Source organism: Bacillus paralicheniformis, assembly GCF_002993925.1.
GTDB classification, from domain to species: Bacteria; Bacillota; Bacilli; order Bacillales; family Bacillaceae; genus Bacillus; species Bacillus paralicheniformis.
Genome location: NZ_CP023665.1, coordinates 67,501 through 91,759, shown reverse-complemented (window position 1 = coordinate 91,759; position 24,259 = coordinate 67,501). Strand labels below are relative to the sequence as shown.

General features: G+C 44.1%; 28 protein-coding genes and 1 pseudogene (1 of these 29 cut by a window edge). 1 reads left to right on the top strand and 28 read right to left on the bottom strand.

Features of this window, described 5'->3' with window-relative positions:
• Window positions 1-35 precede the first annotated feature (35 nt).
• The 17 genes and pseudogenes from CP943_RS00500 to metG form a co-directional block, all read right to left on the bottom strand.
• Window positions 36-266: an anti-sigma-F factor Fin gene (locus CP943_RS00500; protein ID WP_003178210.1), complete on the bottom strand. Its 231-nt coding sequence runs from the start codon at window positions 264-266 to the stop codon at window positions 36-38.
• 56 nt (window positions 267-322) lie between these two features.
• A complete protein-coding gene (pth, locus tag CP943_RS00495; protein WP_025809572.1) occupies window positions 323-889 on the bottom strand; it encodes an aminoacyl-tRNA hydrolase in 567 nt (188 codons plus the stop codon).
• 116 nt (window positions 890-1,005) lie between these two features.
• A complete protein-coding gene (locus tag CP943_RS00490; RefSeq protein ID WP_020449810.1) occupies window positions 1,006-1,632 on the bottom strand; it encodes a 50S ribosomal protein L25/general stress protein Ctc in 627 nt (208 codons plus the stop codon).
• An 80-nt stretch (window positions 1,633-1,712) separates the two neighbouring features.
• On the bottom strand, window positions 1,713-2,663 hold the full coding sequence (locus tag CP943_RS00485) for a ribose-phosphate diphosphokinase (protein ID WP_020449809.1): 951 nt from the start codon (window positions 2,661-2,663) through the stop codon (window positions 1,713-1,715).
• A 20-nt stretch (window positions 2,664-2,683) separates the two neighbouring features.
• Entirely contained in the window at window positions 2,684-4,054 is a 1,371-nt protein-coding gene (gene glmU, locus CP943_RS00480) for a bifunctional UDP-N-acetylglucosamine diphosphorylase/glucosamine-1-phosphate N-acetyltransferase GlmU (protein ID WP_105980623.1), read from the bottom strand.
• 300 nt (window positions 4,055-4,354) lie between these two features.
• Window positions 4,355-4,648, bottom strand: a complete 294-nt coding sequence (gene spoVG / locus CP943_RS00475; protein WP_003178198.1) for a septation regulator SpoVG — start codon at window positions 4,646-4,648, stop codon at window positions 4,355-4,357.
• A gap of 180 nt (window positions 4,649-4,828) precedes the next feature.
• Window positions 4,829-5,206, bottom strand: a complete 378-nt coding sequence (gene ridA, locus CP943_RS00470; protein ID WP_065643993.1) for a 2-iminobutanoate/2-iminopropanoate deaminase — start codon at window positions 5,204-5,206, stop codon at window positions 4,829-4,831.
• Window positions 5,204-6,057: pseudogene (gene purR / locus CP943_RS00465) on the bottom strand (pur operon repressor); the annotation flags it as partial. The pseudogene purR and the gene ridA, both read right to left, overlap by 3 nt.
• Before the next feature lie 56 nt (window positions 6,058-6,113).
• The gene (gene ispE / locus CP943_RS00460) at window positions 6,114-6,983 is read right to left on the bottom strand and encodes a 4-(cytidine 5'-diphospho)-2-C-methyl-D-erythritol kinase (protein WP_025809574.1); all 870 of its coding nucleotides are present in this window, start codon (window positions 6,981-6,983) and stop codon (window positions 6,114-6,116) included.
• Window positions 6,984-7,281: 298 nt separating this feature from the next.
• Entirely contained in the window at window positions 7,282-7,467 is a 186-nt protein-coding gene (locus CP943_RS00455) for a small, acid-soluble spore protein, alpha/beta type (RefSeq protein WP_003178189.1), read from the bottom strand.
• A gap of 156 nt (window positions 7,468-7,623) precedes the next feature.
• Window positions 7,624-7,884 (bottom strand): biofilm formation stimulator Veg, encoded by a 261-nt coding sequence (gene veg, locus CP943_RS00450; protein WP_003178187.1) that lies wholly within the window; start codon window positions 7,882-7,884, stop codon window positions 7,624-7,626.
• Between the two features lie 224 nt (window positions 7,885-8,108).
• Window positions 8,109-8,990, bottom strand: coding sequence for a sporulation peptidase YabG (gene yabG / locus CP943_RS00445; RefSeq protein WP_023855980.1), 882 nt, complete (start codon window positions 8,988-8,990; stop codon window positions 8,109-8,111).
• Between the two features lie 159 nt (window positions 8,991-9,149).
• Window positions 9,150-10,028: a 16S rRNA (adenine(1518)-N(6)/adenine(1519)-N(6))-dimethyltransferase RsmA gene (rsmA, locus tag CP943_RS00440; protein WP_020449803.1), complete on the bottom strand. Its 879-nt coding sequence runs from the start codon at window positions 10,026-10,028 to the stop codon at window positions 9,150-9,152.
• A complete protein-coding gene (gene rnmV / locus CP943_RS00435) occupies window positions 10,021-10,581 on the bottom strand; it encodes a ribonuclease M5 (RefSeq protein ID WP_020449802.1) in 561 nt (186 codons plus the stop codon). Before rnmV ends, rsmA begins: the two co-directional genes overlap by 8 nt.
• 167 nt (window positions 10,582-10,748) lie before the next feature.
• Window positions 10,749-11,945 (bottom strand): G5 and 3D domain-containing protein, encoded by a 1,197-nt coding sequence (locus tag CP943_RS00430; RefSeq protein ID WP_020449801.1) that lies wholly within the window; start codon window positions 11,943-11,945, stop codon window positions 10,749-10,751.
• Window positions 11,946-12,189: 244 nt separating this feature from the next.
• The gene (locus tag CP943_RS00425; RefSeq protein ID WP_026579001.1) at window positions 12,190-12,957 is read right to left on the bottom strand and encodes a TatD family hydrolase; all 768 of its coding nucleotides are present in this window, start codon (window positions 12,955-12,957) and stop codon (window positions 12,190-12,192) included.
• A gap of 83 nt (window positions 12,958-13,040) precedes the next feature.
• Window positions 13,041-15,029, bottom strand: coding sequence for a methionine--tRNA ligase (gene metG / locus CP943_RS00420; RefSeq protein WP_026579002.1), 1,989 nt, complete (start codon window positions 15,027-15,029; stop codon window positions 13,041-13,043).
• A gap of 507 nt (window positions 15,030-15,536) precedes the next feature.
• Between metG and CP943_RS00415 the strand changes: the two genes are divergently transcribed.
• Window positions 15,537-15,827, top strand: coding sequence for a transition state genes transcriptional regulator AbrB (locus tag CP943_RS00415; protein ID WP_085959887.1), 291 nt, complete (start codon window positions 15,537-15,539; stop codon window positions 15,825-15,827).
• 49 nt (window positions 15,828-15,876) lie between these two features.
• On the opposite strand, the gene rsmI is transcribed toward CP943_RS00415, so the two are convergent.
• The 11 genes from rsmI to CP943_RS00360 all read right to left on the bottom strand — a co-directional run.
• The gene (gene rsmI / locus CP943_RS00410; protein ID WP_026579003.1) at window positions 15,877-16,752 is read right to left on the bottom strand and encodes a 16S rRNA (cytidine(1402)-2'-O)-methyltransferase; all 876 of its coding nucleotides are present in this window, start codon (window positions 16,750-16,752) and stop codon (window positions 15,877-15,879) included.
• A complete protein-coding gene (locus CP943_RS00405; protein ID WP_020449797.1) occupies window positions 16,727-17,020 on the bottom strand; it encodes a GIY-YIG nuclease family protein in 294 nt (97 codons plus the stop codon). The genes rsmI and CP943_RS00405 overlap by 26 nt, the downstream gene beginning before the upstream one ends.
• On the bottom strand, window positions 17,007-17,750 hold the full coding sequence (locus CP943_RS00400; RefSeq protein ID WP_020449796.1) for a tRNA1(Val) (adenine(37)-N6)-methyltransferase: 744 nt from the start codon (window positions 17,748-17,750) through the stop codon (window positions 17,007-17,009). The genes CP943_RS00405 and CP943_RS00400 overlap by 14 nt, the downstream gene beginning before the upstream one ends.
• 64 nt (window positions 17,751-17,814) lie before the next feature.
• Complete coding sequence (gene yabA / locus CP943_RS00395) at window positions 17,815-18,177, bottom strand: DNA replication initiation control protein YabA (protein WP_020449795.1); 363 nt, start codon at window positions 18,175-18,177, stop codon at window positions 17,815-17,817.
• A 14-nt stretch (window positions 18,178-18,191) separates the two neighbouring features.
• Window positions 18,192-19,019 carry a competence/sporulation regulator complex protein RicT gene (locus CP943_RS00390; RefSeq protein ID WP_020449794.1) on the bottom strand — a complete coding sequence of 276 codons (828 nt, stop codon included), beginning with the start codon at window positions 19,017-19,019 and terminating at the stop codon, window positions 18,192-18,194.
• A 2-nt stretch (window positions 19,020-19,021) separates the two neighbouring features.
• A complete protein-coding gene (holB, locus tag CP943_RS00385) occupies window positions 19,022-20,011 on the bottom strand; it encodes a DNA polymerase III subunit delta' (RefSeq protein WP_020449793.1) in 990 nt (329 codons plus the stop codon).
• Between the two features lie 11 nt (window positions 20,012-20,022).
• Complete coding sequence (locus tag CP943_RS00380) at window positions 20,023-20,463, bottom strand: YaaR family protein (RefSeq protein WP_020449792.1); 441 nt, start codon at window positions 20,461-20,463, stop codon at window positions 20,023-20,025.
• An 11-nt stretch (window positions 20,464-20,474) separates the two neighbouring features.
• The gene (locus tag CP943_RS00375) at window positions 20,475-20,804 is read right to left on the bottom strand and encodes a cyclic-di-AMP receptor (RefSeq protein WP_003178156.1); all 330 of its coding nucleotides are present in this window, start codon (window positions 20,802-20,804) and stop codon (window positions 20,475-20,477) included.
• Window positions 20,805-20,878: 74 nt separating this feature from the next.
• The gene (gene tmk / locus CP943_RS00370) at window positions 20,879-21,517 is read right to left on the bottom strand and encodes a dTMP kinase (protein WP_026579005.1); all 639 of its coding nucleotides are present in this window, start codon (window positions 21,515-21,517) and stop codon (window positions 20,879-20,881) included.
• Complete coding sequence (locus tag CP943_RS00365) at window positions 21,514-22,956, bottom strand: aminotransferase class I/II-fold pyridoxal phosphate-dependent enzyme (protein ID WP_105980622.1); 1,443 nt, start codon at window positions 22,954-22,956, stop codon at window positions 21,514-21,516. Before CP943_RS00365 ends, tmk begins: the two co-directional genes overlap by 4 nt.
• Before the next feature lie 139 nt (window positions 22,957-23,095).
• Window positions 23,096-24,259, bottom strand: the 3' portion of a protein-coding gene (locus CP943_RS00360) for a toxic anion resistance protein (protein WP_105980621.1). It continues 30 nt past the right edge of the window; only the last 1,164 of its 1,194 coding nucleotides appear in the window; its start codon lies beyond the right edge, outside the window; the stop codon is at window positions 23,096-23,098.

Sequence of the window (24,259 nt, the reverse complement as noted above, 5' to 3'; positions counted from 1 at the left end):
AAAATGCTTTGGTCTAGTCTCTACACCAAAGCTATTTATTGAATAAACGAATGATATTGGTGATAATCCGGGTTTCGCTCAAGCGCTTCTTGACAATCTTCACATATCGTCTTCACGTGTAAATCCCCATTATCCATATAAGAAATCATATCGTTTCTTTCATCGTTTGTTAAGTGGTTAAAGCCTAACTGTTCACTGTTTACATAAGAATGATCAAGACTTCCGACTTTAACGCCGCAATGCCGGCAATAATAATGTAAAGCCATAAAGGAACCTCCATACCGAGTCTTTTTAAAACTAGTATGTTCCGTTCCCTTCTGCCTTATACCTTAGCATTAAATTCATTCATGACTTCTAAAAAAGGTTTTTCCAGAGAAGCTTCACAGGCCTTGGCCGATTGTCTGACGGCCTCTTGTATCGCCGGCTCTTCTTCATCTGTAAAAGCGCCAAGCACATAATCGACGATTTTCATGCCGTTGACCGGACGGCCGATTCCGATTCTGATCCGGTTAAACTCAGTTGTTCCCAGATGCTGAATCATCGATTTGATGCCGTTATGGCCTCCTGCGCTTCCTTTCGTCCTCAGACGGATTCTTCCGGTCGGAAGATCCAAGTCATCGTAAATCACTTTCAAATTGTCAACAGGGATCTCATAATAGTCCAAAAGCGGCCTCAAACATTCTCCCGATAAATTCATATATGTAAGCGGCTTAACAAGTAGAACCTTTTTGCCGGAAACAAATCCGATTCCGTATTGACCGTTGAACTTTGTTTTATCAAGCGGAATGTTCCACTCTTTTGAAAGCTCATCGATCGTCATAAATCCTACATTATGTCTCGTATTTTCATATGTTTTACCCGGATTGCCCAATCCTGCAAACACAAGCATTATTCTATATCCTCCCTTAAGCAAAACCCTGCCTCAGCATACTGAGGGGGAGCATCCTAATTTCCCCTCATTCTAGCACAAAAGACGTAACCGCGGGAGGATTACGTCTTACGTACTTATTCTTCTTTTTCCTCTTCAGTGCCTTTTTCTGGTTCCTCAACGTCTTGAGCGGCTGATTCGGCTTCCGTTTCTTCCTGCTTTTGAGGAGGAAGAATGGATGCAACAACTTCATCAGGCTCATGGTTGTATGAATAATCGCCTTTAGACGGAATATCGCCGACGGTTAGAACATCGTTGACTTCGAGACTGGAAATATCGACCTCGATCGTTTGCGGAATGTTCTTCGGCTTCGCTGTGACAGACAGCTCGTAAAGCGGCTGCTGAAGAACACCGCCCTGTTTAATCCCCTCTGCTTCACCCGTAAGGTTTACAGGAACCGTCGCCTCCATTTCCGCTTCCATATCAACCACTTTAAAATCGGCATGTACAATTGAATCTTTTAATGGATCCGTCTGCAGCTCAGTCACCATAACAGAGTGCTGGTCTCCGTTTATATCCAAGTTGATAATCGTATTTTTGCCCTCAGCTCGCAAAATTTTTAAAAGCTCAATACTGTCTAACGCAACGGATTTGTTTTCCAGGTTTCTTCCGTAAATGACACCCGGCACATACCCGGATTGCCGGATCTTTCTTAAAGAAGACCGTCTGGAATCCGTTCTTTCTTCCGCTTTTAAAATTGCCATGTTCAGCACCATCCTATCGTTAGATTGGTCTTTCTAAAACCATACCCATAACGACAAAACTTTAAACCAGAATCAGCAAATTAATCGAACAGGAAGCTGACAGATTGTTTTTCATGCACACGAATAATCGCTTCTGCCAGAAGCGGTGCAACAGAAAGCTGCTTGAACTTCGCGATTTTCTTTTCTTCAGGAAGCTCAATGCTGTTGGTCACAACGAGCTCTTTAATTTTCGAATTGTCGATTCTTTCGATCGCCGGACCGGAAAGAACCGGATGTGTACAGCATGCATACACTTCCTCTGCGCCGCTTTCGACGAGCGCATTAGCCGCAAGCGTAATCGTTCCTGCCGTATCAATAATATCATCAATTAAAATGGCTGTTTTCCCTTCAATATGTCCGATGATATTCATAACCTCGGCTACATTCGGCTTAGGTCGGCGTTTATCGATAATCGCAATCGGCGCTTTCAAGCGGTCCGCCAATTTGCGGGCACGCGTCACACCGCCGTGGTCAGGGGACACGATCACGACATCCTTGAAATTTTTCTCTTCAAAATAATTACCTAAAATCGGAACACCCATTAAATGATCGATCGGTATATCAAAGAAACCTTGGATTTGCGGCGCGTGAAGATCAAGTGCAATCACACGGGTAGCTCCGGCGGTTTCCAGCAGGTTTGCCACCAGTTTGGCTGTGATCGGCTCACGGGAACGGGCTTTACGGTCCTGACGGGCATAGCCGTAGTAAGGCATCACGATATTAATCGTTTTCGCCGATGCGCGTTTCAGCGCATCCACCATAATCAAAAGCTCCATAATATGCTCGTTCACCGGTGCGCTTGTCGATTGGATGACATAGCAGTCGCAGCCGCGGATGCTTTCTTCAATATTAATTTGAACCTCACCGTCGCTAAAGCGTTTAACAGAACTCTTTCCCAGCTCAACTCCGACGATATCTGCGATTTCCTTCGCAAGACCCGGATTTGAGTTTAAAGAAAAAATCTTTAAATTGTCGTCTTCATATTTAGACATGGTAAACCTCCGATTTAGGATTATTTTTTGTGTATGTTCTCAGCGTAGTCTTCTTTGTTGACTTGTCTTGCTCTGGCAATAGACAAAGCCTTGCCTGGTACATCGTCGGTAATCGTTGAACCCGCAGCTACGTATGCACCTTCGCCGATTGTCACCGGAGCGACCAAATTGGAGTTGCAGCCGATAAATGCCCCATTTTCAATCTTCGTTTTGAACTTATGTTTCCCATCATAATTTACGGTAATCGACCCGCAGCCGAGATTGACATCCGTTCCGATTTCCGCGTCCCCTATGTAGCTTAAATGAGATGCTTTGCTGCGATCACCAAATTCCGATTTTTTCACTTCGACGAAATTCCCGATCCTTACCTCATTGCCGATCTTTGAATCGGGTCTGATATGAGCAAACGGTCCAATTGTAACATCGTCACCGACTTCACTGTTCACGACAACGGACTGCTTAATAACCGTTCTGCTGCCGATCGTACTGTTTTCGAGTTCGCTGTTCTGTCCGATGACCGCGTCCTCACCGATGACAACCCGCCCTTTAATAACGGTGCCGGGATAAATCACGGTATCTCTGCCGATGACGGCTTCCGGTGAAATATATGTGTTGTCAGGGTCGATTAAGCTTACGCCGTTTCGCATGTGGCGTTTATTGATCCGCTGCTTCATATAAATTTCCGCTTGTGAAAGGGCGACTCTGTCATTGACTCCGAGCGTTTCCTGGAAGTTGCCAGTCTGATAAGCGGCTACAGTTTCACCTTGATTTTTCAAGATCTCAATGACATCCGGAAGATAATATTCCCCTTGTACGTTGTCATTGGAAACCTGCTCGATCGTTTGAAAAAGAGCTTCGTTGTCAAAACAATAAGTTCCTGTGTTAATTTCTTTGACAAGTCTTTCCTCGTCTGTTGCATCTTTATGTTCGACAATTTTTGCAACATCGCCGTTTTCATTGCGAATAATGCGTCCGTAGCCTGTCGGATCCTCCGCTACAGCGGTTAAAATCGTCACTTTTGCTGCTTTTTTCTGGTGCTCATTGAGCATGGCTTCCATCGTTTCGGCAGTTAAAAGCGGTGTATCTCCGCAAATGACGATAGTCGTTCCTTTTTCGCTTCCAAGAATCGACTTGGCCTGCTTAACGGCATGGGCTGTTCCGAGCTGTTCAGCCTGCAGGGCATATTCGCTTTTTTCCCCGAGCTGTTTTTTGACATCTTCGGCTCCATGTCCAACTATTGTGACAAGTTTTTCTAATGATAGCTTGCGAGCTTCGTCGACAACATGCTCGACCATAGGTTTTCCGCAAACCGGATGAAGAACTTTATAAAGCTTTGATTTCATTCTTGTTCCTTGACCAGCTGCTAACACAACTGCAAACCGCTTATCCATGTATTGGCCTCCATTATCCCTATTATCCATAGAAAAATATATCCTAAATATGAGTTGATTTCAAGCAAGCCAAAATGAGAAATCGGAAAATCAAGACAGCATATTTTGGATATTCAGAGTATATTTAGGATTCACTGATCAGGGAGACAAATTGATTCCTTCGGGATGGGATTCTCAAACCGCCATATGTTTTACCTCCTGTTTCTGTTATACGCAATCACAAACCATATATTGTCATTTTATTATGATAAGATTATTTTTTTCAAAACAAAAAGGGCTTATCCATAAGCCCTTCTTTTTTTAAGAAGCTCCAGCTTCTTCATATTCTATTTCCTCAACGTCACCCAAACGATGATATTCATTTAACACCGCGTCCTGAATTTTTCCGCGGGTGCTTGAGTTGATTGGATGAGCGATATCACGAAATTCTCCATCAGGTGTACGCTTACTTGGCATCGCAACGAAAAGACCATTGTTTCCATCAATTACACGAATATCATGCACTACAAATTCGTGATCCAGCGTGATGGATGCAATCGCTCTCATGCGACCATCGGTATTCACGCGGCGTAATCTTACGTCGGTAACTTCCACAGTAGTTCACCACCTTTTCCCAATATAAAAACATTAGTGTAACTATTCAACGGTTTTTTTTGTTTTCCTGCATAATTAAAAATATTTTTGTAATATTGGGATAAAAAAACACTGAATTGACAAATTTTCCAAACAAAAAAGATGATTTTGGAGACCAAAACCATCTTTTCGGAGTTTTTTCTATTTTACTAATGCGACGACTTCTATTTCAACGAGCGCGTCTTTCGGCAGCCTTGCCACCTCAACACATGATCTCGCCGGTTTGTGGGTATCGAAGTACTGTCCGTAAACTTCATTCACCTCTGCGAACTGATTCATATCCGCCAAAAACACAGTTGCTTTGACGACAGTCTCCAGAGAGGCGTTCGCTTCTTTCAGCACGGCTTTTAAATTGCGGAAAACTTGATGCGTCTGTTCTATGATGTCTCCAGTCACCATTTCACCCGACGGGGTCAGTGGAATTTGCCCTGAACTGTAAAACATATTATTGACAACAATTCCTTGTGAATACGGTCCGATCGCCGCCGGTGCTTCTTTTGTCTGAACAACCTTTGTCATCTCAAACTCCCCATTTCCTATTCATTGTCTGCAAAAAAACGCTGAAAGTTTCCGTTTTGGATTTCCACCTTTTTTTCCTTCATATCAATTTCAGAAAGAGTCAAAAGGGACATGTACTCATCGACCAGCCGCTCCTTGACTCCCTGAGCCTCCACAAGAACACCGATGCCTGCTACATGGGCATTGAATTCCTCGAGAAGATTGATCATACCGTTGATCGTTCCTCCCGCTTTCATAAAGTCGTCTATAATCAAAACGCGCGAGCCCGTCTGCAAGTTGCGTTTTGCAAGAGACATCGTCTGAATGCGGTTGGAAGATCCAGACACATAGTTAATGCTGACCGTTGAACCTTCAGTTACCTTATTGTCTTTTCTGACGACCACTGTCGGCACATCAAGGTAGCTGGCTACCGCATATGCCAGAGGAATTCCTTTTGTCGCCACCGTCATCACGACATCGATCTCCCTGTCTGAAAAAGCTGAAGCAAAAATCTTGCCGGCCTTCGTTAATACAGAGGGCTTGCCAAGGATATCGGTTAAATACAAATATCCGCCGGGCAATATCCGTTCCGAATCGATCAATGACTCACCGAGCGACTTTACAAATTCCTCCGCTTCATCGCGTTTTACCTTTGGAATGTATTTAACGCCGCCTGCTGCTCCCGGCACGGTCTGAAGCGTCCCGATCCCCTGCTGCTCGAAGGTCTGCTTAATAATGGTTAAATCTTCACTAATGGATGATTTAGCAGATTGATACCGTTCTGAAAAGAAGGTTAATGGCACTAAGACATGCGGATGGGTCAACAAATAATTTGTCAGATCCACCAATCTGCCGCTTCGACGAAACTTCATGCACTTACCTCCAAAATCCGAATATTTTTAAAAATAATATAACTTAACATACGGATTTAATCAAGTTCATTTTGTTCTCCGATCATCCGCACCGCATAAACCTGATCGCAAAACCCTCTTAATCCGTTATAGATTCTTTGTACTTTTGATTCGTATTGAACCAATCCGAACACAGTGGGGCCGCTCCCGCTCATCAGCACAGCATCGGCGCCAAACCGCTTCATTTGATTTTTGATCATCGCGACTTCGGGATGCATATTCAATGTAACAGATTCGAGAACATTGCCGAGTTTGTCACACATTTTTTGAAAATTCTTCTCTTCGATCGCAGAAATCATACCTTGAACATCCGGATGTTCAATCTCATCGACTTTCAGCTGCTTGTACACTTCTGCAGTTGATACGCCGATCGTCGGCTTTGCCAGCACAACCCAGCAGTGCGGCGGAGTCTCGATATGACGGATTTTCTCTCCTCTTCCCGTTGCAAGAGCCGTTCCTCCATGTACGCAAAAGGAGACATCAGATCCGATCTCAGCGCCAAGCTCAGCCAGTTCATTCATCGAAAGCTTCAAATCCCACAGCCGGTTCAGCCCTCTGAAGACGGCAGCCGCATCGCTGCTTCCTCCCGCAAGCCCCGCAGCAACGGGAATCACTTTCGTAATAAATATAGAAACACCTTTTTTAATGCCGTATCGTTCTTTCATGAGCATTGCAGCCTGATAAGCAAGGTTTCGCTGATCGTCGGGAACAAAGCGGTTATGCGAGGAAACCGTTACTTTATCTTCTGCCAGCTCGGTTAATTCAATCCGATCCGCCAAATCAATTGTCGTCATGACCATCTCTACTTCATGATACCCATCTGGACGTTTGCGGCGAACGTCGAGCGACAAATTAATTTTAGCCGGCGCCTTCTCTAAAATACGCAATCCATTCACCTACTTCTCCATCTAAACATAAGTATCCACATTGTAACATATTTTGAAGTACAGGACGTACAAATGCATGCGCCCGCGCAAGACGCCGCGCCTTTAGCATGCGGTCATTTTCCATACAAGTACAAATGCATGCGCACGTGCAGGACACCGCGCTCTTAGCATGCGGTCATTCCCGCAGATCGCGATTGCCCCCTTCAGCGAATCCTCAAGGCGTTTGCAGCACCTGATCGGCTGAATGCAGATCAATGAAAAAAACGGAGGACAGAAGCGCCCTCCGTATGTCACTGTTTTAATGATTTTGCTGGTTTTGAGCCATATGCTGTTCGGCTAATTCAATGGCCCTCTTCACCATGTTACCGGCGTCTCTGGCCCGAATTCCGCCCCAGCCCTCGGTTTTTACCGTGTCGTAAAATCCAAGATCCTTAGCCAATTCATTTTTGAATTCCTCTGACATGATGCTTCGACGTCTGCCCATGCGAAACAGCCCCTTTCAAGTATCATACCATCCGTCTGACTCATCATAAAACAAGTGACATGTATTAGCTTTGCTCGATTTGTGCAGAACTTCCCCGAAAAATTCTGGATAAAAAAAGGCAAAACAAAAAGCAGCAAACATAAAGTCCGCTGCTTATTAAAGGGCTACTGAGCTGGTTTTATCATCAGAAAATCTCAATTCAACCGTCTCAGTAAGAATATCCGCATAACTGTATGAAACTCTTTCAAACGAATTCTCGTCTTGGTCTAGTTGTATCACAAAAACAGAAGGGTACGTCTCAGCTAAAATGCCCGAACGCTCAATCGTTTTTCGGCGGCCACCGTTTGCTTTTAACGTCAGCCTTTTTCCCAAATGTCCATCAAGCGATCTTTTAATATCGGACAACGTTTTCGCCATTGCATCCACCTCACTATATTCAGTATACACCAGAAGCCCATTTTTGTCAAATAAAATTTAAATTATATCAACGTTCATAAGCCTCTGTCAATAAAATATTTGTGACAAATTATACGCCGACTTTCCCTTATTTTCCTCATTTTTCGTTTCATTATGTATGTTTTTTTAAAAAAAGATAAAAACATTCGGCTGTATGGCAAAAACCCGCCATCCGGCGGGCTCGTTTAATCGTTTTCTTTTGTTTTATATGGCATTCCGATTCTCAATACGCCTCGCGTCTCAATGCCTCCGAGTCCCTTTTCCCTCGTCAGGGTGTTTCTGAGCACTTCCCAGACGTTAATGCGGTCCATAAACGGAGTGAAGCTGATTTTTGCGACTATATAGACCGGATCAAGCGCATGGATGTTGACTCTTGACGGAGAGCTTGCAAAATTTGCACCGGCTCTGATCAGTGATTCAAAATGGGACTGGCATGCGCCTGCAAAAATGACAAGCTGATCAAGATGGGGAATTTTTTTTCTCGCTTTTTGAACGGTTTCGATAAAATCTTTTGAATGCCTGTAGGCATCCAGATTGTTAATATCACCCTTCTGCTTAGAATAGGCATCGTGTCCGGTGATGACGAGAAGATCCGGGCGGTACTCATCGATCAGTTCCTCGATGACCGATGACATTTTCTTTTCATAACAATGAATGCCGTATACAGGAACCCCGATCTTTTCATAGAGCGCCAGACATTTTTTTAAATAAGCCGAATCCCCGTCTAAATGAAGGACTCTTCCAGGCATATGAAAGTACTGCTGTTGATTGTTATATTGGTTTGTGGCGCGATACTCATGTTTATTGTGAAGGAGTTTGTAATCCTGGCGGAGAAGATCGAGGGATTCCTTCATTCTCGATTCTTCTTCCCGCTTTCTCATCTGCCGCTCAGCCTCGCGGACCATCTCCAGGTCCGTTAAATATGCGTCAGCGATTAATCTGACCTCATCTCCGTGCAAAACGGCCACAGGTTCTCCATTTGCCGATTGATCAATTCGTATAATTCGAAATAAGATATCTCTTCGATAAGATTTTCTGACGACCATATCGCCTATTTTAAATTGCATGCTTTTCACTCCACACATAGACTAAGCCCCATCCTGATGAATATAAAGCAATGAAAAGTAAAGGTGCTTCTTTAGCCTATGTGCCCGCCCTTCAAGTGGTGAACGGATGACAAGCCTGATCAGGCTTAAAGCCCGGCTTCAAATAAAAAAAGCCCTCCATTAAAGAAGGACTGCTCTCAAGCGGTCAGATAAGACGGCGAACTCTTCAATGCTCAGCGATTCTCCGCGTCGTTTTCCGTCGATTTGTGAATCCTGAAGCGCTCTTTCAATTTTTGATTTATTCTCTTTGCCATTCGGCAGGTTGTTAACGAGGTTGTTGAAAAGCGTTTTTCGGCGCTGTGCAAAGCTGGATTTTACGACTTGAAAGAAAAAGGCTTCATCTTGAACCGCGACAGCCGGTTCTCCCCTCAGCGTCAGCCTGATGACCGCGGAATCCACGTTAGGCTGAGGGACAAATACAGTCTTTGGCACATTCATGACCGTTTTGGCTTCGGTATAAAACTGAACCGCGATGGAAAGGGACCCGTATTCCTTTGTAGAAGGTTTCGCAGCCATTCGGTCCGCTACCTCTTTTTGAAGCATGACGACGATCCCTTTCAGCGGCAGATTTTCTTCTAAAAGCTTCATGATGATCGGAGTCGTGACGTAATACGGGAGGTTGGCGACAACCATCACCTCATCGCAGTCTTGAAACTGCTCGTCCATTACCGCCCGGACATCGGCTTTCAGGACATCCTGGTGAATGACAGTCACATTATCATACGGAGAAAGCGTATCTTTTAAAATCGGCAGGAGCCTTTGGTCGATTTCGAAGGCCGTCACTTTCTTCGCACGCTTTGCCAGCTGCTCGGTCAATGCCCCGATCCCCGGACCGATTTCAATCACGCCGGTACGCTCCGTCACTCCCGCATGGTCGACAATTCTGTCCAATATGTTCGTATCAATCAAGAAGTTCTGCCCCAGGCTTTTTTTGAATGAAAATCCGTATTTATTGAGAATTTCCTTAGTTCTAATTGGGGTGGCGATATCTTTATTCATGCTCTTCCTCCCGCAGCACAACATCCAGTGCGCTTAAATAATCACTCTTTTTGATCTGAAACATTTGCAGCCGCTTTTGAAGCTGTTTCCCATTTGTATAGCCGATATTCAATATCTCGCCGAGCCGCTCCCGCCTTTGTTTTGCCAGAGGGCCCCCGATCAGGCCGGCTTCGATTAAATCCCGAGCCTCAATCTCAGGTTCCGTCGCCTCCATTTCCTCCTGAACGGTTTTTAAGCATTCGCGGATTGCCTCAAGCGAAGCATGTTCAACACCGATTCCGCGCTTATTTTTAGGCTTTGCCAAATGCTTGGGTAAAAATGCATGCTTGCAGCCGGGGACTTTTTCTGCAATCGTTTTTCTGATTTTTTCCCCCGGGAAATCAGGATCGGTTAAAATAATGACCCCGCGCGTTTCCTGGGCAAGCCGAATCCGTTTGATGACGTCTTCCCCTATGGCAGATCCGTTCGTTTCAATCGTATCAGCATCAACAGCCGATTTGATTTTTGCTGTGTCATCACGGCCTTCGACAACAATGATTTCTTTAATCTTCATTTCTTCCTCCGTATAGTGAAAAACCTTTTATTACATTTTTAAAATTATTGAAACCTTTTTGTAATAAAACCGTCTAATTAATTAGAAAACAAGATGGATCTATTATAACCAAAAAAACAGAGGGCGCAAAATCCCTCTGCTTATATAAGAAGCGTAATAAATGATATTTAGTTCAACACCTTGATTTTAACTCTTTTGTTACCCCAGCGGTAAGCTGTAGACTTACTCGGAAAGAATACATCGATTTTACGGCCTTTGATGGCTGAGCCTGTATCGGCTGCAACCGCGTAGCCATATCCTTCTACATGTACTTTAGAACCCAGCGGAATGACGCTCGGATCGACAGCGATCACTTTAGCACCCGGATTATTTTTCAAGTTAACGCCGGTCGCAGTGTGGCCAGAGCATCCGTTGCAGCTTGCCGTATAAGCTGTAGAGGATACATAAAATTCTTTTCCTGAGGATTGATTTCCGCGCGATACATTCGCGCTGACTGTAGCCACTGCGGCTTGCTTTGTACCGACAGCAATGATTTTGGCTTTGCTTTCAGCGGCTGTTTCCTCTTTAACCAGTTCTCTGGAAACTTCCTTGCCGTTTTTCATAACAACGGCATAGTGCTTTTTAAGCTTGCCATGTTTACCGTCCCGTACAACTTTTTCTTTCCCTTTTTCAAGTGAATCGTCCTCTTTTTTGCGGACTTCAAAAGGGATGTTCTCTTCCACTACATCGGTGACTTTTTTGATACGAGTAATGTGAATCGCCTGATCTTTTGTCAGCTTTTTATCAAGCGCAGGCTTAACTTCATCATCGCCTTTTATGCTGATCTTATGATGTTTTAAAAAGTCAGCGACCGTAGTCGAAGTCGTCCATATATCTTTATCTTTACCGGCATCCTTTACGGTTACTTTAAAAGCCCTTTGCAAAGTCAGCTTCATGTCTTTTGTTATTTCTTTATCAACTGAGGGTTCAATTTGATCGTGTTCCGCCAACTCTAGATTTAAATCTTTCAGCAGTTTGCCGACAGTACCCGCTGTTGTCCAGATTTCTTTTTCCTGTCCGTCGACCGCGAAATGAACAGGTTTTGCGGCAACATACTCAACATTCGTGTTCGCCGTTAATTTTGTATCTTCAGCGGGAGAGATGTGATCTTCTTTCCTCGTCTCGATGTCTAAGCTTTTCAGCAGTTCACCTACGGTTTCCGCATTCGTGCGAACATCCTGCTTTTTCCCGTTTATCGAAATGGTGACTTGCTGTTTAGCGAGCTCATGTGCTCCGTAAGCAGTTCCGCTTCCTGCGACAAGCAGTCCAGCAGCAATCAGTATCCATCTGCTTTTGCTAAGCTTTACGGAAAACAGCTTTTTCATTTTTTGTATGATGAAAAACGCCTCCTTCTCCTCGGGGAGATTATATAGAGTATCTACAAGCCTGTCAACCCTCCTCTCTATTTCTCCGCAAGCCCGCCATCTCTTTTATTATGGGAAAACCACCTCATAAAAGAAAGAAAGACTTGTCGACAAAGATATCCTATGAGTGCAAACAGACATGTAGAACTTTTTAGAACCGTCCCCCGAAGAGACAAGCTTGAACAAGGCTCGATATCAAATCGTGTCAGCTGATGCCGAAAAGTTTTTTTGCATTTTCTGTGGTGACGGCCGCTACTTCTTCATAAGTCATCCCTTTCAATTCAGCAATCTGTTCGGCGATAAGCTTCACATAGCTTGGTTCATTCCGCTTTCCTCTGTATGGATGCGGCGTTAAATACGGGCAGTCCGTCTCAATTAAAAGTCGGTCATTTGGTATTTGTTTGACCACTTCCTTCGGCTTTTTGGCATTTTTAAATGTGACGGGACCGCCGAAAGATAGGTAGAAATTCATATTTATGCACTCTTGTGCAATTTCGGCGCTTCCGGTATAACAGTGCATGATCCCGCCGACTTCCTCGGCCCCTTCTTCCCGCAAAATAGAAACGACATCCTCTGTTGCATCACGGTTGTGAATCACGATTGGCAAGCCGACTTCTTTTGCCAAAGCAATCTGTTTTCTGAACACCTCTTTTTGAACGTCCTTCGGCGACTTATCCCAATGATAATCAAGTCCCATTTCACCGATCGCCACAACTTTTTCATGGGCAGAGAGGTCTTTGATCCAAGCCAAATCTTCATCGGTCATATCAATTGCATCAACCGGATGCCACCCGATGGCAGCATAAATAAAATCGTATGCTTCAATCAATTCCATTGCGCGCTTAATCGTCGGACGATCGAACCCCACAACAACAATGTGCTCCACTTTTTCTTCCTTTGCCCGAGCAATGACTTCTTCCAAATCCTCATTAAATTGCTCGGCATTTAAATGTGCATGTGTATCAAATAACATCAAAATGCCACCTTTTTTAGATATTGTCGAAAAACAAAAGGTGTTCGACGAAATGTTACACGTGGAACACCCTTTGCCAACATTTATTTGATTCGCGTTCCGTTTGATAATGAACTGTCTACCGCTGCAAGCGACAGAACGCCGTTGTCTTCTCCAGCCAATATCATGCCTTGAGAAAGTTCTCCTCTTAGTTTGACCGGTTTTAAGTTTGTTACACAAATGACTTTCCGGCCGACAAGCTCTTCAGGTTTGTAGTGCTTGGCAATTCCTGAAACGACCTGGCGTTTTTCAAAGCCCAAATCAAGCTGAAGCTTTAACAGACGGTCCGCTTTTTTGACGGGTTCGGCATGGATGACTTCAGCCACTCTCAGCTCCGTGCTCATAAAATGGTCTATCGTGATTTCCGGAAGCCTTTCAGTTGCTTTTTCCTCTTGTTTCGGTTCTTCTTTTGGAGCCGTTCCCTGCATTTTTGATTTGATATAAGCGACTTCATCTTCCGCTTCAAGACGCGGGAACAACGGTTCTCCTTTTTGTACTTTGACCGATTTCAGCTGGCCGAAGCTTTTAATGCTGTCCCAGGTTTTCAATGACGCATCCGTAACACCGAGCTGTGCAAAAATCTTTTCAGGCGTCTGCGTTAAGAACGGCTGCAGCAATACAGCAGTGATGCGCAACGACTCTGCCAAATGGTACATGACCGATTGAAGATCTTTTTCTTTGTCCTTATCTTTTGCCAGTACCCATGGGGCTGTCTCGTCAATGTATTTATTCGTTCTGCTGACAAACTGCCACAATGAAGAAAGCGCTACAGAAAACTCCATATTTTCGATCGCCTGTTCGTACGCTTCAATTGTCTTTTGTGAGAATGATGACAACTGTTCGTCAAAAGCGGTAACCGGGCCTTCGTATGACTGAACCCGGCCGTCAAAGTATTTGTTGACCATGGCGACCGTTCTGTTTAACAGGTTGCCTAAATCATTCGCTAAATCATAGTTAATCCGCTCGACAAATCCTTCCGGTGTAAATACGCCGTCAGAACCGAACGGCACTTCGCGGAGAAGATAATAACGCAATGCATCAAGTCCGTATTTGTCGATTAATGTGACTGGATCGACCACATTTCCTTTTGATTTAGACATTTTTCCGTCTTTCATCAGCAGCCATCCGTGGGCAAAAACTTTTTTCGGCAGCGGAAGGTCCAATGCCATCAGCATAATCGGCCAGTAAATGGTATGGAAACGGACGATCTCTTTACCGACAAGATGAACGTCTGCCGGCCAATATTTTTGATAATTTTCATCGTTTGCCGTATTAAAGCCAAGTGCCGTAATGTAATTAAACAGCGCGTCTATCCAAACATAGATGACATGCTTCGGGTTGCCGGGCACTTTTATTCCCCAGTCGAACGTCGTCCGGGAAACAGCCAAATCCTCAAGACCCGGTTTAATAAAGTTGTTGATCATTTCATTTTTGCGGGATTCAGGCTGAATGAATTCAGGATTTTCTTCATAGAAAGCGAGCAGCCGGTCCGCATATTTTCCCATGCGGAAGAAGTAAGATTCCTCTTTGATTAACTCAACGGGATGGCCGCTGTCAGGACTTTTTCCTCCGATTACCTCGCCTTTTTCGTTTCGCTCAACATCAACGAGCTGGGTTTCGGTGTAAAACGTTTCGTCAGGTATGCTGTACCAGCCTTCATATTCATCAAGATATATATCACCATTGTCAAGCAGCTTCTGAAAAACCTTTTCGATCACGTTTTTATGACGTTCCTCTGTCGTCCGTATGAAATCGTCATTGGATATGTCGAGCTTTTTCCAAAGCTGCTGAATGTCTTCTGCCGCACGATCGACCAATTCCTGCGGAGTAATATTTTCCTTCTCCGCCGTTTGCTGGATTTTTTGTCCGTGCTCATCTGTACCTGTTAAGTACCTGACATCAAAGCCTCTCAGTCTTTTATACCGAGCCATCGCATCACCGGCAACGGTTGTGTAGGCATGTCCAATATGTAGCTTTCCACTTGGGTAATAAATGGGTGTAGTAATGTAAAACGTATTTTTTTCTTGCGGCATGATGGAACCTCCCAATTAAAATGTCAAAAAACTCCCGCCCAAAGGACGAGAGCGGCATGTGTATTCATTCAGTATATACTCAATATATAATCCCTCTTTATATGATACCATCTTAGCCTTCAAGTTCAAGAAAATATACATTGTCGATCCATCATGAATACGGTCGATTACAAATTTTTTAACAGAAAGAAATATTATACTTCGACAAAAAAATGCTTTCATTGTCGAATAATGTCGTATATAATCGATATGAGGAAAAACCTTAGTTCGAAAGTCTTGATTTAAGGGCTTTTTTTTGATTGATCCTACTGTTTTATCATCTTCATTTCCCTTGTTACATCAGTTCTTCCAAGGTCTTTTGACTATATGATCTAATTTTTACAAACAATAGAAAAGAAAATGATTGACGTTTATTGGAAACCTTGTTATGCTAGGACTGTAAGGATTTTGTCGAATAATGACGAAGATAATAAACACCTATAAAAATAACAATCTTTCGGGAGGAGAATGAATATGAAATCTACAGGTATTGTACGTAAAGTTGATGAGCTAGGACGCGTGGTGATTCCGATCGAACTTCGCCGTACGCTTGGAATCGCGGAAAAAGACGCTCTTGAAATCTATGTAGATGACGAAAAAATCATCTTGAAAAAATATAAACCAAACATGACTTGCCAAGTTACAGGTGAAGTTTCTGATGACAACCTTAAACTTGCAGGCGGTAAATTGGTTCTTAGCCCTGAAGGCGCTGAGCAAATCATTAACGAAATTCAAGCACAACTTCAATCTCAAAAATAATTATTTTGATTATACAAAAACCGCTCTTGCCGAAGCAAGGGCGGTTTTTTTAGTTTTGAATATGATAAGCGTCATAAATTTTCCGTTTCGGAACGCCGCGGTCTACCGCGGTTTTTTTAATGGCTTCTTTTGAATGGTATCCTTCGCTGATATAATGCTCGACATGTTCTTTTTCTGAAAGGTTCTCCCACCAGAACGATTCTTCGATCGTTTCTTCACGGCTTCCCTCGATCACAAGGCAAAACTCTCCGCGCACCTGTTCCTGTTCAGCCCATTTGAGCGCTTCTTCGATCGAACCTCTGATAAACTCTTCAAATTTTTTCGTGAGTTCCCTTGTCAATGCGATTTGCCGGTTGCCGAATACCTCTCTGATGGCTGACAAGGTTTCTTTCAGCCGATGCGGGGACTCGTAAAAAATCATCGTCTCCTGTCTGTTTTTCAAAGCCTCGAGCTGTTTTTTCCTTTCCCGTTTGTTACGGTCCAAAAAACCGAAAAAGAAAAACGGCTGCGGCGCAATGCCTGAGGCTATCAGTGCGGTCAAAGCGGCATTTGCACCGGGCAAAGGCACGACATAGCCGCCCATTTCAATAAAATCGCGGACGATTTCAGCCCCGGGGTCAGATATTGTCGGCATTCCGGCGTCACTGACCAGCGCGACATTTTTACCTTCTTTCAGCCATTCCAAAATTTTGTGTCCGCTGCTTTCTTTATTGTGTTCATGGTAGCTGACAAGCTGTGTCTCGATTTCGTATACATGGCACAATTTCTTCGTCTGCCTCGTATCCTCCGCAGCGATAATGTCCGCCTCTTTCAACACAGAAACCGCTCGAAATGTCATATCCTCCAAATTGCCGATGGGTGTCGGAACGAGATATAACATGCCCATGTCTGATTTTTGGTCAAAGCTCTTTTGCCGGTTGATAATCAACACCCTCCCGTCTTTTTTCTTCTATATAACGTTCTTTGTTCTTTCTCGATAATTTTTTAAAATAGTATTCGGCCTGCATCGCCTCTCGCTTTGTTGAAAAGCACTCTGCATAATGGAGTTTTACCGGCAGCCTTGCCCTCGTATACTTCGCGCCTTTCCCGTCATTATGGGTTTTCAGGCGCTTCTCGATATTGTTTGTATAGCCGGCGTACAAGCTACCGTCCCGGCACGAAAGCACGTAAAAATAATGGCTACTCGTCTCCATATAAAATCTTCCTTATTTCAGGTGTATATTGATCTTGTTCATCATATACGAATAAAGGAGGCAGAATTTTCAGGTCAGGCCGGCCGTCTTTTATTCCTTCCACTAAAATGGTGTTGGCCTCTTTACTTTTTTTCGGGTAAACAAACTGGACGCGCTTCGGCTCGATTTGGAAGGCCTTCATCAATTCAAAGATTTCGAGCAGCCTCCCCGGCCGGTGAACGAGAGCGAGTTTGCCGCCCTGCTTTAACAGCTTGCTGCTGACGCGAACGACGTCTTCAAGCGTGCAGTAAATTTCATGTCTGGCAATGGCCAGATGTTCATTTAAGTTTTGCTCCGTTTTTTGCGGCGTCTTGAAATAAGGAGGATTGCATGTGACGACATCAGCTTTATTATATCCGAGCACCTGCGGCATATTGTTCAAGTCGTCCCTGATGAGATGAATCTGTTTTTGTAGGTTATTGTATTCCACGCTGCGGAGAGCCATGTCATACAGCCTTTCCTGAATTTCCACCCCGGTGATGGCGGCTTTTGTGCGGGTGCTGAGAAGCAGCGGAACAATCCCGTTCCCTGTGCACAGATCAATGATGTTTCCTTTTTGTATCGGAACATATGCAAATTTCGACAGCAGAACGGCGTCTAAGGAAAACGCAAAAACTGTCGGGCTTTGCACGATTTTCATATCTTCTGCAAGTAAATAATCCAGTCGTTCATCGTCTTTTAATTGAATCATGTCTTTTCCCTTTCCTAAACACATTGTACCGTTAAAAAGGCTTCCGTTCCGCCGGAAGCCTTTCTTATTTTTTATTTAAGAACGAGAGGCAGAACAGGCAGTCTCCTTCTTTGCGAACACTTCCGTAATGGATGTTGCAAATATGGAAACCCTCCTGATACAGGCGCGCCAAATTATCATGGCCTTCTCCAATATCAGCATGCCCTGTCTTTTCTGCTTTTATCTCTTTTTCATCGGATTTTGCGTTTTTTAGCCTTTGATCCGTTTCCTCCAGCCTCTTGCGCAAATGCTCGTTTTCAAGCTGTAAATGATTGTTTTCTTCAATCATTTCCCCGATATGCTGCTTGAGATCTCCAAGCTGGCGGTAAAGGGACCCGATTTGTTCTTCTAAACTTATCACTGTATCAAACAATTCTTTTTTATCCAAGGTTTCACACCTCGTTAATCTGTGGTTTGTGCAGATACGACACCTTCTTGCAACAGCTCATCCCACGTATATTCAACGACTTTGTCACAGTCTGTCAGTTCAACTTGGAGAATGCGTTCAAGAATATTCAAGCCGACGACTTTTGCCGGGCCGTTGGACGTGGCGATCACTTCCCCAATATCCGGAAGCTGTTCTTTTGCTGTTTCGTATTCATCGTTTTCATATTTCAGACAGCACATCAGCCGTCCGCATAGTCCGGAAATCTTCGTCGGATTCAGCGACAGATTTTGATCCTTTGCCATTTTAATAGACACGGGCTCAAAATCACCTAAAAATGTGGAACAGCAAAGCATTCTTCCGCACGGTCCGATGCCGCCCAGCATCTTCGCTTCATCCCTGACGCCGATTTGCCTCAGTTCGATTCTCGTTTTAAAGATTGACGCCAAATCTTTGACGAGTTCTCTAAAATCGACTCTTCCGTCAGCCGTAAAATAAAAAATGACTTTGTTGCGGTCAAAAGTGAATTCCACATCGACCAGCTTCATCTCAAGGCCGTGCTCGTTAACCTTTTTCTGGCAGACATCAAAGGCGGACAGCGCAGCTTCTTGATTCTCTTCAACGATCAGGCGGTCGCGCTCATCCGCAACTCTGATCACTTTTCTTAAAGGCAGCACGACATCGTTCTCGTCTACTTTCTTGTTGGCGATGACAACCTGCCCGTATTCAACACCGCGAACCGTTTCGACGATCACACAGCTGTCTTTATCTATCTGAAATCCGTTCGGATCGAAATAATATATTTTGCCCGCTTTTTTAAAACGGACACCAATAACGTTGTACAAGCTTATCCCTCCTGCAGCATTAAAACCAAGTGCTCCATTAATCCTTGAGCATTCACATTGGAATAAAGCCGTTTTTTTGCTTCTAAAACAGCAAGTATCTGGTTTGTCACTCTTTGTTGTGTTGTTTGCAGCGCATGCTGTTTTAATGATTGGAATAAGTCCTGAAATAGTATTTTATCTTCATGTCCCAACTGAATGGACAACACGTCGCGATATATAAATAAAAGCATATCAAGACCCATTTCTTGGTGGTCTTTCTCCTTGAAAAAGGGCATCCACTGATCTTGAATATAGAAAAAAGCATGTCCTTTTCGCTGGTGTAAGACTTCATACAATTTTATCACTTTCGCTCGCGACTCTGCAAACTGATCATTTCGACTCAATTCGAGCGCTTCCGATAAATTGTTTGTCATATTCGACAAAAGGGCAGCAATATTCGGTGAGACCTCTTGTTTGATCAGTTCCTTTTCAATTGATTCGGGCTGCAACGACTGAAAGGATAAAACTTGGCATCTCGATATGATCGTATCGAGCAATTTTTGCGGCTGTTCCGTTAAAAGAACAGCGATTGTATCGCTGCTCGGCTCCTCTAAAAACTTCAGAAGGCTGTTCGCCGCATTGACCGTCATTTGATCGGCATGGGAGATAATGTACAGCTTTTTATGCGATTCCAAACCGGTCTTTGAAAACTCTTCCTGAAGCGCCTGAATTTGTCCCTTTTTAATCGAAAGTCCGTCCGGATGCACGACGTGAACGTCCGGATGGTTTCCTGATTCAATCCGCTGGCAGTTCCGGCACGACTCACATGGCTCCGCTCCGTCTTCAAGGCAAAAAAAGCTTTTTGCCAGAAGGGTTGCCGCGTCTAATTTGCCCGTCCCTTTGCGCCCTTCAAATAAATAGGCATGGGCAAGCCGGTTTCTTTCTATACTATTTTGCAAAAGCTTCATGACCCGTGGCTGAAGCTTCTGCATTTCTGTCCAGGTTGTAGCCATACCATCACTCTCTATGTGTAAAGGTTTATCAGTAAACCCTTGATTTCGCCAATCTGTTCTAAAAGTTCGATAGAAGATTTTTCTTGGTCCATCAGGTCCTCTGTTAATTGCACAAGCTTTTCGTCCAGTTCTTTTACAATGCTCAATGTCCGGCTGTTTCCGTACAGATCGAAGCTTCTTGAATTCTCCACCGTCAGCCCGTTTTCAACGGTCTCTTTTACAAATCGTTTGATCAAGCCTTTGAATCTGGCCAAATCCTTGAAGTTCCTCGACTTTGATAAGCGTTTTCCGAACGCTTCAATATCTGTTAAAAGCATTGTCAACTGTTCAACTCGTAGCTTGCCGCTTTGTATATTCATCTTCTCTTTAAATGAAGCAGAAACGTTTTCTCCTCTTGCAGGCGGAGTCTGCTGTTTCTCTATCATTGTACGCAGTTCTTGACTTATTTTCATATCCTCAACCCTTAAAATTGATGGAATTGCTCGATCGGCAGTACAAAAACGGTTGCTCCGCCCACTTCAACTTCAACGGGATAAGGAACATATGAATCGGCATTTCCGCCCATTGGAGAAACAGGGGCAATCAGCTGATCGCGCTTGCTTCCGTTTTCTTTTATCAAGCTTAAAGCTTTGTCTACTCGAATATCATCTACACCCAACATGAAGGTTGTGTTTCCCGATTTCAAAAAGCCGCCGGTTGACGCCAGTTTAGTCACGCGAAAATTGTGATCGGTTAAAGCCTTTAAAAGCCTATTGCTGTCTTGGTCTTGAACAACAGCGATAATTAACTTCATATGAAAAGCCCCCTTTTGGATGGAAACACTTAAGGATACTCTTGCTACCATTATAACAATGAATGGTAAACAGGTCACAACTGATTTTCTTTTAATGCTTCCTTAATGATGTTATTTACCCTTTTTAACACATGTTCAACATTCTGACTGGCATCCACGATCCGAAATCGGCCGGGAAACCGGTTCATAACTTCTTTATAGCCTTTTTGAACAAGTTGATGAAAATGGAGTTTTTCCAGATCAAGCCGGTTCTTCTCTCTGGCATGATTTATATTGATCCGCTTCATTCCCTCTTCCGGGTCGATGTCGAAATAAATCGTCATATTAGGCATCATATTGCCGATCGCAAATTGATTAACAGAAAATACTTCATCAATGCCGAGTCCCCTGGCATACCCCTGATAAGCAAGTGAACTGTCGATGAACCGGTCGCATAAGACGATTTTTCCTTCTTCAAGCGCCGGTTTTACTTTTTCGACAAGATGCTGCCTTCTTGCGGCTGCATATAATAAGGCTTCGGTTTTTGGATCCATAGCCGTATGACTTGGATTTAAAATAACCTCGCGAATTCGTTCAGATATTTCAATGCCGCCCGGTTCTCTTGTCGCGAGAACAGAATAGCCGTTTTTCGTCAATTGGTCTGCCGCAGCCTGAAGGATTGTCGTTTTCCCCGCACCTTCAGGCCCTTCAAAAGTAATAAATAATCCGTTCATGATTTCTCCTCTTCTATATATACAGTTAATTGCTTTTGTTTGAGCTGATTGCTGCCCTGAATGTGTACATTCAGATCGACGAGCCGCGTCAGCCGGCTGATCGTCCCTTTTGTTATTCTCTCACCCGCCATAATCAACGGTATACCCGGAGGGTACGGTATGACCGGTTCCGCGCTTATTCTGCCCGCGGCTTCCGTAAAAGGAACCGATTCTTTTTTGAAGGCTGACAACTTGCTTTTCCGGTAAGGCAAAGCTGTGACTTTTTCAGAAGGGATTCCGATTCCGGCAGGATAATCGTGTTGAACAGCTGTATCTCTGATTTCTTTGCTGATTGTGCTGATCAGTTCCGGCGCAGGCTTGTTTTTTCCTTCAAGCGGCAGGATCAACAGGACTTGCCTTTCATCTGCCAATTCAGGATGGATGCCGTTTGCTTCAAATATGGATTTCAGTTCAAAACCGGAGTGGCCATACGCTGATCTGACAGACAGCTTAAGCGGATCTTGCTGGATACCGGCATCAGCCGGCTCGACGATCTCGGCTCCGTTTATTTGAGAAAAGGCTTCTCTCATGTTGAGGAGCTCTTTCTCAATATCGGCTGTTCGATTTGTTTTCAAGATATCTTCGGCGTATGCCCTGGCTATATCCAAAGATGCCATGATTGGATAAGAAGGACTGCTGCTTTGAAGTACAGAGAGATAGTATGCCAGTCTGTCCCTGTTCATCCTGCGGCTGTTAATATGCAGATAAGATCCCATTGTCATCGCCGGGAGCGTTTTGTGCGCAGACTGAACGACAACATCGGCGCCCGCTTTCAGCGACGACTGGGGAAATGGATGGCCCAGCACAAAATGGGCGCCGTGAGCCTCGTCGACTAGAACGGGAATGTCGTGTTGATGGGCCTCTTCTATGATCGGCTTCAGATCAACAGCATGTCCGTAGTAATTGGGATATGTCAGCACGATTCCTTTAGCGTGCGGATATTGTGAAATTGCATCTTTTGCCGTTTCGTACAATATATGTGTGGGAACGGCCATCGCCTCATCAATTTCCGGCGTCAAAAAAACCGGATGGGCGCCTGAAAGTTCAATCGCATGAAATACAGACTTATGGCAGTTCCGCTGAACAAGTATCGTGTCACCCGGCTGACAAACAGCCATGATCATCGCCAGATTCCCGACGGTCGAACCATTGACGAGAAAAAAACTTTCTTCCGCGCCATAAAGCCGCGAAACTAAATCCTGCGCTTCTTTGATGACGCCTGATGGCTCATGCAAATCATCCAGACCCGTCAGTTCAGTTAGATCAACTTTGAGAATCGTTTCGAAAAAGATTTTCGCTTCATCAAAAAAGACATCTCCATTGTGATGTCCCGGAACGTGAAAAGAATAATGATGTCCTTCAGCATGGTTCACCAATGCTGTATATAAAGGTGTCTTCATATAACCGATCCTTTAGTCATCTTCTCTATTTTCTTCGTCACCCTCGTGCTCCCGGGTGACGGTATGACATTCTGCATTTATTATACCCTTCAAGGCGGATTACATAAAGGGCGGACGTTTTGGTAAATGTTTATCTTGCTTATGATAAACGGTTTTGGTTTTCTTTCATGTCCAGCAGCTTAGCCTTGAGACCATCTTCCATTGCCCTTATTTCTTCTTCTGCCTGAAGGCGCTTTGAACGGCCTTCTTCTTGAATTTTAAGCGTCTCCTCAAGCGTTCCGATCAGATTGTCCTGCACTTGTTTCAATGTTTCGATATCGATAAAGCCGCGCTCATTTTCCTTGGCAGTTTCGATCGTGTTGGCCTTCAGCATCTCGGCATTTTTCAAGAGCAGTTCGTTTGTTGTGGCTGAAACCTTTTTTTGAGCTTCTACGGCTCGGCGCTGCCTCAATAGAGTAAGCGCAATAGCAACCTGATTTTTCCAAAGAGGAATTGCTGTCATAATCGATGATTGGATCTTTTCCGCCAGCACTTGATTTGTGTGTTGGATCAAACGGATTTGCGGGGCGCTCTGCAGTGTAATTTGTCTGCTCAATGTTAAATCATAAACCCGCTTTTCCAGCCGGTCGGCAAACTGAATCATATCATTTACATCCTGAACGGCCATATGATGATGTTCTGTTTTCGATTTCTCTTTTAATTCGGGTATGGTTTGATGTTTTAATTCTTCAAGCTTCAGCTGACCGGCTGCAATATAGACATTCAGCGCTTCATAATATTCTTTATTTTTTTCATACAGCCGTTCGAGCATCTTATTATCATTGATCAGCGTGCTTTTGGAATGCTCAAGTTTTACGCTGATTCTGTCTATTTGGGCGCCGGTTTTTTGATACCTTGATAAGACTTCTTGAACAGAATGGGATACTCTTCCGAAAAAACGGGAAAAAAAGTTCCTTTTTTCAGTTTTCAATTCATCAGGGCTGACCTGTTCAAGCTTTTTCATTAGGTCGCTTAAGACCTGCCCAATTTCACCAATATCTTTTTTTTGGACGTGCTCAAGCATCTCGTGTGAAAAATTCAAGAGTTTGGATTGAGCTTGCGTTCCATACAGAGTCATGCTGTCATGTTGTTTTGGATCGATCTGTTCGGCCAGTTGGAATGCCTGCCGGCGTTTTTCTTCGGATAACGTATCAACCAGATTTACTTGCTGCCCGCGGTGTTCTTTCTCCATGCCGGAAACAGACTTTTCTCCTTGTCCAAAAGGATCGGAAAGCAAATCATCAATTTTAAGCTGTGCGCCAGT